The organism is Methanoregula sp. (assembly GCF_041645475.1).
Classification (GTDB): domain Archaea; phylum Halobacteriota; class Methanomicrobia; order Methanomicrobiales; family Methanospirillaceae; genus Methanoregula.
The window spans coordinates 13,548-30,819 of sequence record NZ_JBAZQA010000017.1 but is presented as its reverse complement, the minus strand read 5'-3'; the positions used below and the strand labels follow the sequence as shown (position 1 = coordinate 30,819).

The following is a 17,272-nucleotide window of genomic DNA, read 5'->3' as shown; positions in this document are numbered from 1 at the left end:
TACGCATGGAGTATATCCCGATGGCTCCCAATACTGCCCTTCTCGTTGGGCTTCTCGGGATTGCCCTGCTCATAACAACTGCCCTTCCCTCACATCGCGCCACCGGTGTGGTTGTCTCTGTTCTTTTAAGTGCCTGCATCCTTGTGGCCGGGCTGACGCTTGCCGGTATTCTGTCTGGAATTGACCTTGGAATCGATTCATTTTTTGTTGTTGCCAACGGAACGTCAGGTCTGGTGCCGGTTGGGCGGATGTCCCCGGTAAGTGCAGGGTGTTTCCTCCTTGGATCCTGTGCCATCCATCTGCTCCGGGTAAAAAAGCGGGATCCCGCAGCACTCCTGGGTACGGTTCTTACGCTGATCAGCGGAATTATCCTGATCGGGTACCTGTATGGCGCCCCCCTTCTTTATGGCGGAACCGTCATTCCGGTTGCACTTACCACGGCTCTGGCATTCGGGGTGCTGGGTGTCGGGCTGGTTACCGCAGCCGGACCTGCGATCTGGCCCCTCTCAGGCATATCAGGAGATTCGACCCGCGCCCGGCTCCTGCGCGGTCTGTTGCCGGTGATGCTTCTCGTAGTATTGTTGGCGCACTGGAGCGAAGCGGTTATTACCGGGAATGTTGACAGCACGGTAGTTCTCGCATCGGCGGTTACCATTCTTGCAACCCTCTTTATCACCTATTTTGCTGTGTCCTTATTATCCCGGTCAATCGGGGATACCATTGACCGGTCAGAACAGGAGCGGAAGACTGCGGAACATGCGCTTGCCGAGAGCGAGCGGAAATACCGGAACCTGTACCATTTCGCACAGGTCGGGCTCTTTGAGACGAGCCTCAAAGATGCAGCAGTGGTTGCCTGCAACCAGCGGTATGCCGATCTCGCCGGGTTCGGCTCTGTCGAAGACACCCTGGGAAAGGATGTCCTCAAACTCTATGTCAATCCGGAAGACCGCACGGAAGTGAGCCGGATTCTCCGGGAAAAAGGATATATCGAGAATCATATCGTCCGGTTCCGGAACCAGAGTACCGGGAAAGTCTTCTGGGGCCAGTTCTCGGCCCGGTATAATTCCGGGCGGGATGTGGCCGAGGGAACCATCATCGATATCACGGCACAGAAAGAGGCAGAGGAGCTGCTGCGGGAGAATACAGCCCGTCTTTCCCTGGCCCTTGGTGTGGGGAATGCCGGTGTATGGGAATGGGATACTGATACGAACGAAGTCCGCTTCGATGCAGGATTCCATGAACTGCTTGGTTACCAGGACGGGGAACTTCCCGGCACGCTGGAGGAATGGCTGCCGTTCCACAACCAGGAGGAGGTCCCGGTCTGGATGGCCAAGGCTGAAGCATATATCCGGGGTGAGACACCGATGTACGAGAGCGAACACCGTATCCGGACCAGGGCTGGGGAATGGGCCTGGGTTTTCACGCGGGGACAATTTGTCAATTCACCGGAAATGGGGTCAAAAAAACTGTTCGTTGGCATTGCGATGAATATCACCGGGCGCAAGCATGCAGATGAGATTTTGCGGGAGAGTGAACAGCGGTTCCGCACCATTCTTGACTGGACCTATGACTGGGAGTACTGGATCAGTCCGAACAGGGATATCAACTATGTCTCCCCATCGGTTCAGCGCATCACCGGATACTCGCCCGCAGAATTTATCGCGGACAAATTCCTCATCGACCGCATCATCCATCCTGAGGACCATGCCCTGTGGCAGGAGCATATCTTACTCCATACCGAACTCCAACATCAGGAAAACCAGGGACAGATTGAGTTCCGCATTATCAGGAAGGATGGCACGATTCGCTGGATCGGTCATATCTGTCGCCCCATCTATGCGGAGAACGGCAGATGGATCGGAACACGGATCTCCAACCGGGATATAACGGATCGCAAGAACACCGAAGAGGTACTCCGCGAGAGCGGGAGACGGTTGCAGGAAGCCCAGGGTCTGGCACACCTGGGTTTCTGGTCCTGGGACATGAAGACGGGACGTGTCGAATGGTCAGATGAGGTATTCAGGATATTTGGTCTTGATCCAAACGTGTTCAATCCGGATATTGACTCAATCCTTGCATTATCACCCTGGCCCGGGGAACAGGAGCGCGACAGGGAGCTGATACAAAAAGCGATAGAATCCCGCGAGCCGGGCACGTATGAACAGCGGTTTCTCCGGCCGGATAAGTCCATTGGCTATTATCACTCAACGTTCCAGGGCAGGTATGATGCCAATGGCAATCTCATCGCCATTGTCGGGACGGTGCTGGACATCACCGGGCGCAAAGAGTCGGAAGAATATCTGAAATCCTCCGAAACCCGCTACCGGCGCCTCTTTGAATCTGCAAAGGACGGGATCCTGATCCTGAACTATGATACCGGGGAGATTATCGATGCCAACCCGTTCATCGCGACCCTGCTCGGGTATCCGACGCCAGACCTTCTCGGAAAACATCTCTGGGATATCGGACTCTTCAAGGATCAGCTCCTGTCAAAAGTTGCCTTTGAAGAGCTGCTGACCAGGGAATACCTCCGGTACGAAGATCTCCCGCTCGAAACCAGAAATGGGCGGAGGATCGACGTTGAATTTGTCAGCAACGTCTATCCGCTTGATTCCCGCACCACCGTCATCCAGTGCAATATACGGGATATCACCGATCGAAGGCTGGCCGAGAAGCAGCTCCGCGAAACCAACGATTACCTCAAAAACCTGATAGATTATGCCAATGCCCCGATTATCGTCTGGGACCCGGAGCTACGGATTACCCGGTTCAACCATGCGTTCGAGCGCCTGACCGGAAGGACCGAGCTGGAAGTCATCGACCGGCATCTCGAAATACTTTTCCCGGAAACGAGCCGGGCTGCATCCCTTGAGCAGATACGAAAAACCCTTGCCGGAGAGCGGTGGGAGATTGTTGAAATTCCAATCCTCCATGTATCGGGAGAGACCCGGGTAGTACTCTGGAATTCGGCAAATATTGTTGATCCGGCAGGAAAGATCATCTCAACGATCGCTCAGGGACAGGACATTACAGAACGAAAAATGGCAGAGGATGCGCTGCGACGGAGCGAGGAGAAATACCGTGTGCTCTTCACGAGGATGATAGAAGGGAGTGCACTCCACGAGATGGTGTATGACCCTTCCGGTAATCCCATAGATTACCGGATTATCGATGCAAACCCGGCGTTTGAGTCCATCATCGGGATCAGCCGCGAGGCCGTTGTCGGAAAAACCAGCCGCGAGGTGTACGAGGTTACCACTCCCCCGTACCTGGATATCTATGCCCGGGTTGCTGCCACCGGCGAGCCGGCATGGTTTGAAGAGTATTTTGTCCCGTTAAAAAAACACTTTGCAATATCGGCCTATTCCCCTGGACCAGGGAAATTTGCCACGATATTTGAAGATGTGACCGATCGCAAACTGGCCGAGGTACTTCGGGAACACTTAATAAAAGAACTCGAACAGAAGAATGCCGAGCTCGAACGTTTCACCTACACCGTCTCGCACGACCTCAAGAGCCCGCTCATTACGATCAAGGGATTTGCCGGGCTCATTGAGGAGGATGTCCGGCAGGGGGACCCGCTCCAGCTGAAAAAAGATCTTCACCGCATCATGGCAGCGGCCGAGACCATGCAGGAACTCCTCGCGGATGTCCTGGAACTGGCCCGGATCGGGAAGATTGTCAATCCGCCGGAAACGATCGCGTTTAACAGGATTGCAGAGGATGCTGTGGATCTCCTTGCCGGGCCGCTTGCCGGGCCGCTTGCCGAGCGGAACATCAAGGTCGAGATCGCACCCGGTCTGCCGGTGGTACGCGTTGATCATGCCCGTATGCGGGAGGTCATGGTAAATCTCCTGGAGAATGCGATCAAATTTACCGCGAGCCGGCCGGATCCGGTGATCCGGATAGGAGCTGACATGTCCGGGACAACACCGGTCTTTTTCGTGCAGGACAACGGCATCGGGATTGAGCCCCGCTATCTCGAACGAATCTTCAACCTGTTCGAACGGCTCGATGTCTCGACGCACGGTACCGGCATCGGCCTGACGATCGTGCGGCGGATCATCGAAGTACACGGAGGGAAGATCTGGGCGGAATCAGATGGGCCCGGAAAAGGCGCAACCTTCCGGTTCACCCTGCCGGATGCGAGGGATGAGAGATCGTAAGCGACTGAAACCACGTTCGACCTGGACGGGGTGCTTATCCACTCAAAAGAGTTCTGATATGCCTTAAAAATGTTGAACGGTCAAAGCCGGCCGGTCCCGCACCAAGAGGCTGGCCCGGGCGGATGCAGACCCGTACCATTCAGGTGCGTTCTCCAGTGAACCGGTACCCTCCCTTTGGTACCGTGATCTCAAACCGTGCCCCCTTGCCGGGTTCACCGGTTTCAGTAATCGTGATACCGGTAATTGCGAGAATCTCGCGGCAAAGGAAAAGACCAAGGCCGGTGTTGTGCCCGAATCCCCGCTCGAAGATTCGCATCCGGTCGTGTGCAGATATACCGGCTCCATCATCCTCAATGGAGAGGATAAGGCCCGGTCCTGATTCTTGCGAGGTAATCCGGATCATGGTCATGGCAGGTCCGCCATACCGGAGGGCATTGTCGATCAGGTTGTAAAACACTTTCTCAAAGAGCGGATCGGCATACACCTCCACCGCGTCCACATCCTCTGAGATCCTGATATCCCGCACGGGCAGCAACGCCAGCGCATTTTTGATCCCTGCTCCCACATTCTGCCAGGTCGGGACGTTCGCTCCCAGATCCTGGTACTCCTTCGTGAAGACGATCTGGCGCTCGATGGCATTTGCCGCCCGCTCTTCCTTGAGAATATACTCCGAAAGCGTTGCCGGATCGTTTAACGTCTCCTTCGAAAGTTCGAGAAATGCCTTTAAGGAGAAGAGCTGGTTGTTGATGTCGTGCCGGGTGATACTGGAGAGAAGGTTCAGCTTGGTGTTGGCCTGCCGCAGGGCATCTTCCGCCAGCTTCCGGTCATGGATATCATAGCAGGATCCGATATACCCTACAAATTCCCCGTTCTGGGAAGAGATTGGTTTCCCGCTGTCGTACAGCCAGCGATAGGTACCGTCGTGATACCGGAGCCGGTACTCCATATCGAAAGGTTTCCGGGCATTGAAATTTTCGAGATAGATCTTCAGGCATCGGTCAAGATCGTCAGGGTGGACACCTTCTGCCCACCCGTCACCGAGCTCCTGCTCAAGGTTCCTCCCGGTAAATGCAAGCCAGTCTTTGTTGAAGTAGTTGCATTTCCCATCCACCCCGGCCCTCCAGATCGGGTTCGGGAAATCGTTGAGAACGCTCAAGTAGAAGTCCCGAGCTTTCCTCACCTCATCTTCCGCGATCTTGCGTTCCGTGATATTGGTCATGATATAATTGAACCCGGCAACCGTGCCGTTTTTACTGAAGATAGGATGCTGTGAGACAATGACGTTCTGGATTCTGCCCTCTTTTGTTACAACCCTGAACTCGCTTGGGCCGTACTCTCCGTCCAGCCGCTTCCTGAAGGCCTCAAGACAGGCTGTATGGTCCCCCTGATAAACAAACTTCGAGAAATTCTTCCCGATAATCTCTTCATTAGTGTAGCCGTACTGCCGCTCGATAGCCGGACTGATATAGGTGAAATTACCCTGCAGGTCAAGTGAGAAGATCACGTCGCTGATATTCTCGACCAGCTCGCGGTACATCTCCCGGCTTTCGCGGAGCGCACCTTCCACGATTTTACGCGTTGTCATATCCTCAAATACCGCAACGAAATACCCCGTTTCCGGGCTGAAGACTGATATTTTCAGCCACATGCCCATGGGTTTGAAATCGATCTCGAATATCTCCGGTTTTCCCGTTGAGGCAACGCGTCCGTATGTGTTAAAAAGTTCAGGCGTTAATGTGCGAATATCCGGTATTACCTCAAGGACACGTTTTCCGGCAATGTTTTTTAGACCGGTCATCCGTTCAAACGCAGTATTCACATCAAGATATGTCCAGTCAACGGGACGGCCCTCCACATCGTAGATCATCCGGCAGTACGCGAACCCCTCCAGCATATTCTCAAAGAGTGTGCGGTACTTCTTCTCGCCCGCCCGCAGGGTCACCTCGTTCTGCTTGAGTTCGCGGAGGAGGAGATGATAAGGCCTTGTCAATGCCACCACAACAAATGCCCGGTAGAACAGATAGACGGAGATGAGCCGGAAGAGGTGCCCGAGCATATTCATGAACCCGAATACACTGGCATACGAAGAAAACGCAAGTTCCCCGAGAACGAGGAACACCTGGGCTGCGATGATGAGTTTCCAGACAACGGGATCAAAATGCTCCCGTTTCATGTACAGGATAACTATCGTGGCAATGAGGATGAGCGAGATGATGTATTCGCTTGTGATCTTGAACAGGGTAAGCCCGGTTCCCTCGACATAACAGGCAGGGAAGTTCTGCCAGACAAAGATACTGGAGAACAGGATTGCACAGGCTGCAGTGCAGATTGCAATGATGATACCGGCATCATATTTCCGGTCTTTCGTTATGGATCTCCCGATAAAGAGGGTTGCTGCAAGGAACGCGATGCTCTGGAAATACCGTGCCGCAATCCAGAGCTGGGTGGGAAGGTCCGAGCTGTTGCCGGGAAAAATGCCCATCCCTTTGTATGCGAGGGTATGGACGAGATCGATACTCCCGAAAAAGAGAAAGGAGATCCCGATGATCAAGAAAAACCCGTCCGTGATCACCCGGCGGGTGTTCCAGACAATGATGAAGATCGAGAAGGCAACCGCGATACCCGCGAGTTCAACAATACCATGGAAGAGGAGGTAATTTGCCGTACTGATGAGATAGAGGGCTACAAGTACTCCGGCAAGCAGGACAACCTGAAGGTAAGAGACCGGGGAGGTGAGGGGGGTCAGATCCTCCGGAACCTTTGAATTGTCATCCGCCATTGCTCCACCCGGCCTGTTCTGGATATGCTTCTCTTGGACGTCATGGGTATATGGTTTTTCCGACAGAAAAATTCCCCTTTAAAGATTCCCGCAGGGATCCACCGGGCAGACCCTTCACGAAATCCTGACCATAAGGAAATACGGCATCCGGAAATAATCACCTATAAACACCGGCAGCGTTCACGTTATACTTAAGAGAGTATCCATGCAGATCCACTCCTGCAAAAAGACCTACTATAACGAGACGCAGCGGGCAGTTCCCCTTGGCGAGACGCTTGCCCGGATCGAACCCAAGGTTCCGGCAGCCGGTATCACCAGGGTTGCTGACATCACGAGCCTCGACCGCATCGGCATTCCGGTCTTCTCCTGCATCCGCCCGACCGCAGAGTCCGGGGCCATCACGGTGTATAACGGGAAAGGGGCAACCGTTGAAGAGTCGCGGATCTCCGCTATCATGGAGGGGATCGAACGGTACTCGTCCGAACTCCACGACCGCAGGACCGTCCTTGCCCCGTTCCAGCAGATGCATGCCCACGGGCAGGTACTCGATCCAAAGGACCTGATCCTTCCCGAGGGGGCGGATACGGATCGCCTCATCGCGTGGACAGAGGGATATGATATAGCCAATGATCACGCGATCTTCGTACCTTCGTTTGCGGTCTTCCACCCCCTCCCCCACAATTACCGGGGGCTCTTCCGCACCAACACCAACGGCCTTGCCTCCGGCAACACGATCGAGGAGGCGATCTTCCATGCCCTCTCGGAAGTGATCGAGCGGGACGCCTGGTCGCTGGTCGAGGCCTGCCGGGATACCGGACCCTGCCTCACGGACATTGACGACCCGGCGCTTGCGGAGATGCTCAAAAAGTTTGCCGATGCACAGGTCGAGGTCAAAGTGCGGGATATCACAAGCGACATCGGGATCCCGACGATTGCCGCGGTATCCGACGATGTGCTCCTGAAAGATCCCTCGCTTCTCACCATAGGGATTGGAACGCACACCAATGCCCGGATCGCAGTCATGCGAGCACTCACCGAGGTTGCGCAGAGCCGGCTCACCCAGATCCACGGGGCCCGCGAGGATACCACCCTTGCCGAGCTCCGGAAGAAGATGGGCTACGAGCGGGCAAAGCGGATCAACGGCTACTGGTACAAGGACAACGGGACCGTCCCGTACCGGGACGTGCCATCGGCAGACAGCGATGATTTCGCAACGGACATCCAGCTCATCATTGAGCGCCTGGCAGATAAGGGCCTGGACCGGGTCATTGTCGTTGACCTGACCCGGGAAGAGATAGGTGTTCCGGTTGTGCGGGTGATCGTGCCGGGCCTTGAAGCATATGCCATGGATCCGGAGCGGAAAGGGGAGCGGGTGAAATATGCAAGGGATCATCGTCTTTCTCGGGCCAAGTCTTGATCTGGCAGCCGCAGAAACAATCCTGGCGGCAGACTTTCGTCCTCCCGCAAAAAGGGGCGACCTCCTCCGGGCAGCAGAGGAGGGAGCCGCAATCATCGGACTGATCGATGGCGTTTTCCACCAGGAGAGCGCCGTTGCCCACCGGGAGATCCTCGCCGCAGTAAAAAAAGGCGTCCGCGTTGTCGGTTCGTCGAGCATGGGAGCCCTCAGGGCAGCAGAGATGGATACGCTCGGGATGGTGGGCATTGGCGAGATCTACCGGATGTATAAAAGGGGGGATCTCATCTCCGATGACGAAGTGGCCCTTGTTTTCGACCCGGTCTCGGGTATGTCGCTCTCGGAACCGCTCATCAATATCCGCTTCACGCTCATCCATGCACAGGAGGAGGGGATCCTTGATGCAGCGGAACACGAAGCATTGCTTGCCGCGGCCCGGGCAATCTTCTACCCGCAGCGGACATACCGCTCGATCGTTACCCGGGCCGGCGATTCAGTGAGCGGCGGTACCGGCGAGCGGTTTCTCACGTGGGTGGAAACCCATGCTGTTGACCAGAAGCGCAGGGATGCGGTTGCTGCGCTCGAATATATCCGGGGAATTACCGGGGCAGAAGAGGCCCCATAGCCGGTTTTTTTTAATTCCTGCGTTCTGCATGTGCACAGGAAAAGGAGAGGGGAAAAGACCCGCCCGCCCCGCTACATATCCTCCAGGATTCCCTGGTAGGTATTGACCAGGTTTCCTGTTGACGAGAGGATACGGCCGGATATGGCAACGCTGGTCATAGGGTCGAGCTCGATCGCCTTGTTGTACGCTTTTACGGCATCCTGGTAGGGCTGGGTTGTCTGGAAGGCATCAACCGGAGCAGCACGCGGAATAGTACCGGGCTTCCCCGTATGAGCTGTGAGATTCCGGTACATGTCCCGCATCTCCTGCATCCCGGTCACGGCGATGAGAAGGTGTGCATCGCCCTTTTTGATCCAGATCCTGGCATTCTTTGGTTCTGCTGCGAGCGCCGACTCGTAACAGGTCAGGGCCTCGGAAAATTTTCCCTGCTGGAGCGCAAGATCCCCTTTGAAGATGACCGGTGTTGTCTCGTTGGGGTGCAGAACTATCATCTCCTCCAGGTACACCTGCGCCTCGTCCACCCGGCCCAGGCGGTCAAGCACATAGAGCTTTTTTATCTGGATCGCGGTATCCTCCGGCTGGAGTTCTATCGCGGTATCATAGACATCAAGGGAGTATTGAGGGTATTTTGAGCCGGATATGGTATCGGCGGCCGAGCTCAGGCCCTGGGCCGCGAAGAACTGCGGGGTCACGGTTTTTGCAGGAAGGGTTCCCAGGTAGGCGATGGGAGCAAGGGTGCAGGCGAGGCATATACAGATTATCAGGCCGGAAGCCCTGATCCGGTTTTTCACGGCAACGGGATTCTGGATGTTCGTTCGCTCGTAGATGTGGCTGTCCGACCGCTTCACAACAACGGTCATGGCCAGGAGATCGTGGATCCCCTGTTTCTTTTTCGTAAAACCGATCAGGAAAAACCCGAGGCCAAAGGGGAGAAGAGAGACATATTTCCCCAGTTCCCGGATCAGGGCCCGGGTGAAGGGGAGCCGTCGCCCGTTGTCGTACACAACCATGACCTTAAAGAGCAGCTTGCCGGGCGTTGCCTGGTACCGGGAACTCAACCAGAAGGGCGAGTACAGGAGCAGGTAGAACGCACCGGAAAGGAAGAGGGTCGCAAGGAGGGGATAGGGCATCCTGTACGTTTCAAGGGTATATTTTATCAGAATTGCAGCAATTCCCACAACAACCAGGTCGGGAATCGTTGCGCAGAATCTCCGCCAGAACCCGGCATACCCGATCCGGCTGCCCGAAACATCGGGAGCCGGTGAGCCGGTTCTCCCGCCCGGGCCGGTGGGGGCATATAAACACCCGGATAACTCTTTACGGCAGACCGGGCAGTGCGTCAGTTCATCAGCAACTTCAGATCTGCACCGCGGGCACCGGGACATGAGATATAAATTATCTGACCCGATGAATAAAAGGTTATGGAATTTAAGGGGATACTACGAAACGGATATCCGGGTCAGAAAGAAAGGAGGATTACTCCACTTTCCGCCACACGTACGCAAACCGCTGGAATGCGGTGATATAGCCGAATATCCCGAACAGGAGAAGCATCCAGCCAAGGAGCGAGAGCCCGAAGAAGCTTAAGGGAACCAGCATATCGATGATCCCGACCACCATGATCATGACCAGGCGATCAGCCCGCCCGAGAATCCCGCCATAATACCGCCCCACGCCAACGGCCTGTGCCTGGGTTCCAAGATAGGAGGCCATCAGGACACCGGTGAGCGCAAAGACCCCGATCTGCCACGAGACAAGCCCCCCGGCAAAGATACCGGTGATGATGAAGATGTCTGCAAAGCGGTCAACCGCATGGTCAAGGAAATCCCCGCGTTTGCTCTGGCATTTCATCTCCCGGGCAACGGCACCATCCATGGCATCACAGAAGGCATTGACGGCTACGGCAAGGACACCCCAGAGCTCCATCCGGAGGTAGAAGAAGATCCCGGCAACGGCTGAGGCCGCGAGCGCCGCGAGCGTGAAGAAGTTCGGGGTGAGCCGGCACCGGATCGCGATGGCAACAAGCGGGTCGAAATACACTTTGGCATGGGAACGGTACTGGTCGAGGGTCATGGCTGGATCTCCAGGTATTCCGACCAGTCGATATGGCCGAAATCCGCCGGTATTGCGCCGTTTACGAACTGCTCGATCCGGTCGGCGCAGTACGCTGCGTTGCGGCCGGTCGTGTCCAGTTCGAAAATGTGGGACGGGTCGTGTTCCTCCACGGTTTCAATGAGACAGGAATCGAGCGCTTCTGCCTCGGCATTCTCCCGTATCTTCTCCTTCCGGTATTTTCTCCGGGCAAGCCGGGTTTTCAGCTCGTCCGGGCGGCAGCGGAGAACCACGATGCGGTCGCAGGGAAGCAGGTGGGCGAAATGCCCCTCGACAAACCCGTCCACGGGTTTGAATTCCTCAACCCAGCGGTCCACATCAATGACCTGGGCATTGCGCTCCTCATCGTCGCCAACAACATACGGGCCTACCGTATCGGTAATGTGGACAACCCGGTGCCCCCGCTCTGCCAGCTCGTCGCTTATCATCGATTTGCCGGTGCCGGGGGTTCCGGTGATGCCGCACATCATAGGGAGTTAATCACCTTCACGAAGAGCTCGTTCTCCCAGTCTTCGCCAACGCTTACCCGGATATAATGGTCCTCAAGACCGGTGAAACTCCGGCAGGAGCGGACAACAACCCCGTGCCGGGCCAGTTCCTCTACCACTTCGTCGCTCTTCTTCGGGGCAACATCGATCATGACAAAGTTTGCATCTGACGGGAGGACCGGAAGTTTTACTTCGGCTGCGAACCGTTTTCTCCACCGGTTCACCTGAGCAAGGTACCGCTCCGCGTGGGCGGTATCGGACAGGGAGGCCGCGGCTGCGGCCATCGAGACGGAATTTACCGTAAACGGCGTGCCTGCCCGCTGGTACCACGGCGGCAGCCAGCGGGGGGTGAAGGCATATCCTATCCGGAGGCCGGCAAGGGAGTACACTTTCGAGAATGTCCGGCCGAGCACAAGGTTCTCGTGCTTTTTCATGAGCGGCAGATAATCGATTCCGGAGAATTCTGTGTAGGCGTTGTCAAGGAAAAGGAGGCCTTCGATCCCGTCAAGGATCTCAACAACCGCATCGATCGAAGTCGCGTTCCCGGTGGGATTGTTCGGCGAACAGAGTACCGTGACCTTGGCAGTCTTCGCGGCTTTGATCAGTTTCTTCGTATCAACGGAGAAATCCGGTTCGCGGGGGACCGTGATGACCTCTGCTCCCTGTCCCATTGCCGCAAGCGTGTAGAACGAGAAGGTGGGCGTGGATATGGCCACCTGCTCTCCCGGTTCCACGAGGGTCCGGATGATAGTCTCGATCACACCATCCATCCCGACACCGGTTACGAAGTGGTAATCCCCGTAATGTGCCCGCAGGGCGTTCATTAAGGTATTTACCTTCTCGTCAGGGTACCGGTTCACGGTCTTTAAGGCGGCTTCTGCTGCCCTGAGCGCCGCGGGTGAGAGGGGTTCGGGATTCTCGTTGCTCGCAAGCCGGGCTATCCGGTCAATGCCGTACTCGCGGGCAATATCCTCTGCTTTCTTCGCAAAGACATAGCCGCTCTTCTTCTTATAGCAGGATCTAACCAAGTGCTCCATTGATAACCTTCACTACAGAATCGATCTCGGCATCGCTGATCGTGAGCGGGGGGACGAGACGGAGATTGCCATCCGCTGCACAGTTGACAAGCACACCTTCCTCGGCGCACTTCTTCTGGACCTCCGGGCATCTGTCACCGAGGGTTACGCCAATCATGAGCCCCCGTACACGGGGGTTGTACGGTGCGAGACCCTGCGCAAACCGTTCACCCTTACGGGATACCTCCGGAAGAACCTTCTCGATAACACCTGCTGTTGCCAGCGCTGCTGCGCAGGCAAGCGGACCTCCGGCAAAGGTGCTGCCGTGCTCGCTCTTTTTGAACTCAAGGCCTTCGCGGGCAACAAGTGCGCCCATCGGAAACCCGCTCGCTATTCCTTTTGCCAGGGTGACGATGTCCGGCTGAACCTTCGTGTGCTGCATGGCAAGCCACTTGCCGGTCCGGCCCATCCCGGTCTGGACTTCGTCTACGATCATGAGTGCCCCCGACTTGTCACAAATCTCGCGGATTCCCTCAAAGAAACTGTCAGGAGGGATGATGACACCGGCCTCACCCTGGATGGGTTCTACGATGACCCCTGCGGTGTCGCTGTCAATGGCCTTTTTAAGCCCTTCAAGATCGCCATACTCGACAAAGGTCTTCACCATACCGAGCGGCTCAAACGGCTCCCGGATTGCAGGTTTGTGGGTTACTGCAAGGGATCCAATGGTACGCCCGTGGAACCCGTGGGTGAACGCAATAAACTTCTTCCGGCCGGTCCTGACCCGGGCCAGCTTGAGGGCTCCGTCCGTTGCCTCGGCACCCGAATTCGAGAAGAAGGCCTTGTGCATACCGGTCACTTCTACGAGTTTCTTTGCTACCTCTCCCTGGTGGGGCACGTAGTAGAGGTTCGAGCAGTGAATCAGCTGGTGTGCCTGGTCGCAGATAGCTTTCACTACGGCAGGGTGGCAGTGGCCGGTGCTGCAGACAGCAATTCCTGCAACGCAGTCTATGTACTCTTTCCCGTCCGCGTCCCAGACTTTCGATCCCTCGCCTTTCACGATCGCGATCTCCCGGGAGAACGCGGGCATGTAATAGCGCTCGTCGAGCGCTTTCATCTGGCTGGTAGTTTGCATTCCAATCACGAAATTGCGTTTTGTTGAGTTTGTATTGCTTGTCCTTCAATTATTCGTATTCAATGGTTGCCGGGGGTTTTGCGGTGATATCGTAGACAACGCGGGCAACGCTCGGTATATCGGCGGTAATTCTCGACCCGATTCTCATCAGGTGGTCGAACGGGATGTTGACCGGGTCGGCCGTCATCCCGTCTCTGGAATTAACAGCTCTCACGGCAACGATCCAGCCATGGATCCGGTTGTCGCCCTTGACACCGGTGCCAAGACCAAGGAGGGCTGCAAAACACTGCCAGGGACCGTACGTCTCAACCAGTTCGTCCTCAACGATCCAGTTCGCCTCACGGATGACTGCAACTTTCTCTCTGGTCACTTCACCGAGCACCCGCACGGCAAGCCCGGGGCCGGGGAACGGCATCCGGTGCTGGATCTCCTTCGGGAGCCCGAGCGCCCCGGCAACTTCCCGAACCTCATCCTTGTAGAGATCGCGGATAGGCTCAATAACCTTCGTGAACTCCATGTGGAGCGGCATGCCCCCGACATTGTGATGGCTCTTGATCCCGCCCTCGCTCTCGATCCGGTCGGGATAGATGGTCCCCTGGAGAAGGCACTTTGCCCCCTGTTTCCTTGCCTCGCGTTCAAAAACGCGGATGAACCGCTCGCCGATAGCCTTGCGCTTGGCTTCGGGATCCGTGATGCCTTTGAGGGCATCAAGGAACTCGTCTCCCGCATCAACGATCTGGAGGTGGATGTTACCAAAGATGGTCCGGATCCGGTCGGTCTCACCTTTCCGCATCAGGCCGGTATCGATGTAGATGGGGATCAGGTTGTCACCGATGGCACGGGCTGCCAGGGCAGCGCAGACGGAACTGTCAACGCCGCCGGATAAGGCCATGACAACTTTGTCCGGACCGGCAGCAGCTTTTATCTCCTCGATTGCCTTTGGAATGAACTTCTCGCATTTGACCATAGAATACTCCTTGTTATTTCGTCCGTTTGTTCGCCCTGCATGCTTCGACAAAACCCAGGTAGGGCGGGGACGGCCGGGTTGGCCGGGACCTGAATTCGGGGTGGAACTGGGTGGCAAAGAAGAACGGGTGGCCGGGGAGTTCAAGGCACTCCATCCGGTTCCGGTTCGTTGCCGAGAAGACCAGGCCTGCCTCTTCAAGGGGTTTGATGTACTTCGGGTTCACTTCATACCGGTGGCGGTGCCGTTCGGTAACCTGGTCCTCACCATAGAGCTTGTGGGCAAGCGTTCCCGGCCGCAGGTCTGCAGTGTAATTCCCAAGGCGCATTGTCCCGCCTAAGTCGCTGACCCCGTCCTGCTCGGGAAGGATGGCGATCACGTGCGAGCCCTCGCCAAACTCCTCGCTCGTGGCATCCCCGATGCCGGCCTTGTACCGGGCATATTCCACCGTAGCCAGCTGGAACCCGAGGCAGAGCCCGAGGAAAGGAACATTGTTCTCGCGGGCAAAGCGGATAGCCTCGATCTTCCCTTCAATACCCCGCTTCCCGAAGCCGCCCGGGATCAGGATACCGTCATAATCCTTAAGGGAACATTTCTCGTACCGTTCCGCGTCCAGCCATACAATCTTGACCTCGGTCGAGAGCGCCCGGCCGGCATGCTTGAGCGACTCCTTGATGCTGATATAGACGTCCTCGATACCATATTTGCTCACAATGGCAACGGTGACCCGGTTCGTGTACTCCTTGTTTACGATCCGGTACCAGGCAGTATCGACCTCGGTCCTGTCAAGCGCGAGGTGTGCGGAGAGCACGTCGGCAATTCCCTCTTTTTCCATCTCCATCGGGACCGCGTAGGTATCCGGTGCAGTTGCTGCCGAGATGACCGCACTCTGGGGAAGATCGCAGAACGCCGAGATCTTCCGCTTGGTGTTGGCCCCCATCGGGCTGTCGCTCCTGCCCACAATGATGTCCGCGTGGAGACCCAGTTCCCGCAGGGCCTTGACCGAGTGCTGGGTGGGCTTGGTCTTGAAGTCCCCCATGGTATCCTCGGGGATCAGGGTGACGTGGATCAGGATAAAGTCGTGCGGGGGGAAATCGCCATGCATCTGGCGGACCGCTTCAAGAAACGGCATGCTCTCGATATCTCCGACGGTACCGCCCACTTCCACCAGGCAGATATCGGCTTTGGTCCCGTCCGGGAACTCCTCTTCGGCAGCCTGCTGGATGCATTTCTTGATCTGGTCGGTGATATGGGGGATGATCTGGACGGTCTCACCAAGGAAATCACCGCGGCGTTCCTTTTCTATGACCGTGCGGTACACTTTTCCGGTGGTGATATTGTGGGATGCCGTGAGTTCGATGTCAAGGAAACGCTCGTAGTTCCCGAGGTCGAGGTCCACTTCGCTCCCGTCTTTTAATACGAAAACCTCGCCATGCTGGGCCGGGTTCATCGTCCCTGCATCAATGTTGAGATACGGGTCGATCTTGACCGCGGTTACCCGGTAGCCCCGGTTTTTCAGAATGCGGCCCACGGATGCAGCGGTGATGCCCTTTCCAAGCCCGCTCATCACACCCCCGGTGATAATAATATACTTCACGTACGATCTCCCCGAATGCACTATATTTTGCTCACAATCCCTAATAGTGTTATCTTACCGGCGTGAATCACCATATCCTGCAGGCGTCCTGGTTTTATGGTTCAAAGCAACCTTAATCTGGGACAACACCAGATCTGTACCGTATGAAATACAGGCGTATTGTTCTCGTCCTGGCAATTCTTGCTATGATTGCCTGTGTCGTCCAGCCGGTGCTGGCTGAAATGGATACCAATACCAGTAATGCTTCGATCTATTACAACCGGGGCTCCCTGGCCGCTTCCGGGGGAGATTTCGAACGGGCACTGGTATACTTCGATATGGCGCTCGCCTCGAATACTTCCCTTGTTGCCAAGTCTGACACGCTCACCTATATCTACAAGGACAAGGCAGCAGTGCTCACTGATCTCGGGCAATATGAGGAGGCAGTAAAAACCGCTGATCAGGGTCTTGCACTGTATAAAAAGGACCCCGGCCTCTGGAATAACAAAGGCTACGCGCTTTACAAACAGAGTAAGTACGACGATGCAATCAGCGCATATACCAATGCTATCAGTGCAGCCGAGGCCCAGAACACTACCTACCTCAAGGGGTATCTCAACAAGGGAATCGCCTTAAACGCGGCAGGACGGCCCTATGATGCGGTTGGTGCCTTCAATAAGGTTCTCGAACTCGACCCGGGCAACACGGATGCAACAGCAGGCCTTGCTGAAGCACAGGCCGCTGCAACGAAACTCACTATCGTGCTTGCGGTAATCGTCATCGTTGCCCTCGGCATTGTGATCTGGTATGTAAAGTTCCGGAAGCCTGCCGACAGCAAAGCTGCGACAGGAAAGAAAGAGAAGAGATCAAAGAAATAATTTTTTTTTACTCTGCTCATAGCAGCGGAATTGTTGTATATACACTCATTGGGGCCTGATAACTGGCGCCCCCGCAAACGTGAACCTCCCTAAATGCCTGTCACTCAGGAAGGGGGGGA

General features: G+C 55.9%; 12 protein-coding genes. 4 read left to right on the top strand and 8 right to left on the bottom strand.

Going from position 1 to position 17,272, the window contains the following annotated elements; all coding sequences use genetic code 11:
• Nucleotides 1–5: 5 nt before the first annotated feature.
• Nucleotides 6–4,166, top strand: a complete 4,161-nt coding sequence (locus WC598_RS12525) for a PAS domain S-box protein (protein WP_372961843.1) — start codon at nt 6–8, stop codon at nt 4,164–4,166.
• Nucleotides 4,167–4,305: 139 nt separating this feature from the next.
• On the opposite strand, the gene WC598_RS12520 is transcribed toward WC598_RS12525, so the two are convergent.
• Entirely contained in the window at nt 4,306–6,945 is a 2,640-nt protein-coding gene (locus tag WC598_RS12520) for an MASE3 domain-containing protein (protein ID WP_372961842.1), read from the bottom strand.
• Between the two features lie 205 nt (nt 6,946–7,150).
• Here WC598_RS12520 and WC598_RS12515 point away from each other — a divergent pair, with 205 nt between their 5' ends.
• Together WC598_RS12515 and WC598_RS12510 are read left to right on the top strand one after the other, a co-directional pair.
• Nucleotides 7,151–8,362, top strand: coding sequence for a YcaO-related McrA-glycine thioamidation protein (locus WC598_RS12515; protein ID WP_372961841.1), 1,212 nt, complete (start codon nt 7,151–7,153; stop codon nt 8,360–8,362).
• Nucleotides 8,325–8,984, top strand: a complete 660-nt coding sequence (locus WC598_RS12510; protein WP_372961840.1) for a TfuA-related McrA-glycine thioamidation protein — start codon at nt 8,325–8,327, stop codon at nt 8,982–8,984. Before WC598_RS12515 ends, WC598_RS12510 begins: the two co-directional genes overlap by 38 nt.
• Nucleotides 8,985–9,055: 71 nt before the next feature.
• Here WC598_RS12510 and WC598_RS12505 read toward each other — a convergent pair whose 3' ends face one another.
• The 7 genes from WC598_RS12505 to WC598_RS12475 all read right to left on the bottom strand — a co-directional run bounded on the left by WC598_RS12505 (nt 9,056) and on the right by WC598_RS12475 (nt 16,296).
• Nucleotides 9,056–10,369, bottom strand: a complete 1,314-nt coding sequence (locus WC598_RS12505) for an RDD family protein (RefSeq protein ID WP_372961839.1) — start codon at nt 10,367–10,369, stop codon at nt 9,056–9,058.
• Nucleotides 10,370–10,460: 91 nt separating this feature from the next.
• On the bottom strand, nt 10,461–11,057 hold the full coding sequence (locus WC598_RS12500; RefSeq protein ID WP_372961838.1) for a CDP-alcohol phosphatidyltransferase family protein: 597 nt from the start codon (nt 11,055–11,057) through the stop codon (nt 10,461–10,463).
• Complete coding sequence (locus WC598_RS12495; RefSeq protein ID WP_372961837.1) at nt 11,054–11,566, bottom strand: adenylate kinase family protein; 513 nt, start codon at nt 11,564–11,566, stop codon at nt 11,054–11,056. Before WC598_RS12495 ends, WC598_RS12500 begins: the two co-directional genes overlap by 4 nt.
• Nucleotides 11,563–12,621, bottom strand: coding sequence for a histidinol-phosphate transaminase (hisC, locus tag WC598_RS12490; protein ID WP_372961836.1), 1,059 nt, complete (start codon nt 12,619–12,621; stop codon nt 11,563–11,565). The genes WC598_RS12495 and hisC overlap by 4 nt, the downstream gene beginning before the upstream one ends.
• Nucleotides 12,605–13,735 (bottom strand): aspartate aminotransferase family protein, encoded by a 1,131-nt coding sequence (locus WC598_RS12485; protein WP_372961835.1) that lies wholly within the window; start codon nt 13,733–13,735, stop codon nt 12,605–12,607. The genes hisC and WC598_RS12485 overlap by 17 nt, the downstream gene beginning before the upstream one ends.
• 49 nt (nt 13,736–13,784) lie before the next feature.
• On the bottom strand, nt 13,785–14,702 hold the full coding sequence (guaA, locus tag WC598_RS12480) for a glutamine-hydrolyzing GMP synthase (protein ID WP_372961834.1): 918 nt from the start codon (nt 14,700–14,702) through the stop codon (nt 13,785–13,787).
• Nucleotides 14,703–14,715: 13 nt separating this feature from the next.
• The gene (locus tag WC598_RS12475) at nt 14,716–16,296 is read right to left on the bottom strand and encodes a CTP synthase (protein WP_372961833.1); all 1,581 of its coding nucleotides are present in this window, start codon (nt 16,294–16,296) and stop codon (nt 14,716–14,718) included.
• Between the two features lie 143 nt (nt 16,297–16,439).
• Here WC598_RS12475 and WC598_RS12470 point away from each other — a divergent pair, with 143 nt between their 5' ends.
• Nucleotides 16,440–17,153: a tetratricopeptide repeat protein gene (locus WC598_RS12470; RefSeq protein ID WP_372961832.1), complete on the top strand. Its 714-nt coding sequence runs from the start codon at nt 16,440–16,442 to the stop codon at nt 17,151–17,153.
• Nucleotides 17,154–17,272 lie beyond the last annotated feature (119 nt).

What these genes read in the sequence shown, in the direction of transcription:
- WC598_RS12525 (WP_372961843.1), top strand. Translation starts at nt 6, where the DNA reads ATGGAGTATATCCCGATGGCTCCCAATACTGCCCTTCTCGTTGGGCTT.
- WC598_RS12520 (WP_372961842.1), bottom strand. Translation starts at nt 6,945, where the DNA reads ATGGCGGATGACAATTCAAAGGTTCCGGAGGATCTGACCCCCCTCACC.
- WC598_RS12515 (WP_372961841.1), top strand. Translation starts at nt 7,151, where the DNA reads ATGCAGATCCACTCCTGCAAAAAGACCTACTATAACGAGACGCAGCGG.
- WC598_RS12510 (WP_372961840.1), top strand. Translation starts at nt 8,325, where the DNA reads ATGCAAGGGATCATCGTCTTTCTCGGGCCAAGTCTTGATCTGGCAGCC.
- WC598_RS12505 (WP_372961839.1), bottom strand. Translation starts at nt 10,369, where the DNA reads ATGTCCCGGTGCCCGCGGTGCAGATCTGAAGTTGCTGATGAACTGACG.
- WC598_RS12500 (WP_372961838.1), bottom strand. Translation starts at nt 11,057, where the DNA reads ATGACCCTCGACCAGTACCGTTCCCATGCCAAAGTGTATTTCGACCCG.
- WC598_RS12495 (WP_372961837.1), bottom strand. Translation starts at nt 11,566, where the DNA reads ATGATGTGCGGCATCACCGGAACCCCCGGCACCGGCAAATCGATGATA.
- hisC (WP_372961836.1), bottom strand. Translation starts at nt 12,621, where the DNA reads ATGGAGCACTTGGTTAGATCCTGCTATAAGAAGAAGAGCGGCTATGTC.
- WC598_RS12485 (WP_372961835.1), bottom strand. Translation starts at nt 13,735, where the DNA reads ATGCAAACTACCAGCCAGATGAAAGCGCTCGACGAGCGCTATTACATG.
- guaA (WP_372961834.1), bottom strand. Translation starts at nt 14,702, where the DNA reads ATGGTCAAATGCGAGAAGTTCATTCCAAAGGCAATCGAGGAGATAAAA.
- WC598_RS12470 (WP_372961832.1), top strand. Translation starts at nt 16,440, where the DNA reads ATGAAATACAGGCGTATTGTTCTCGTCCTGGCAATTCTTGCTATGATT.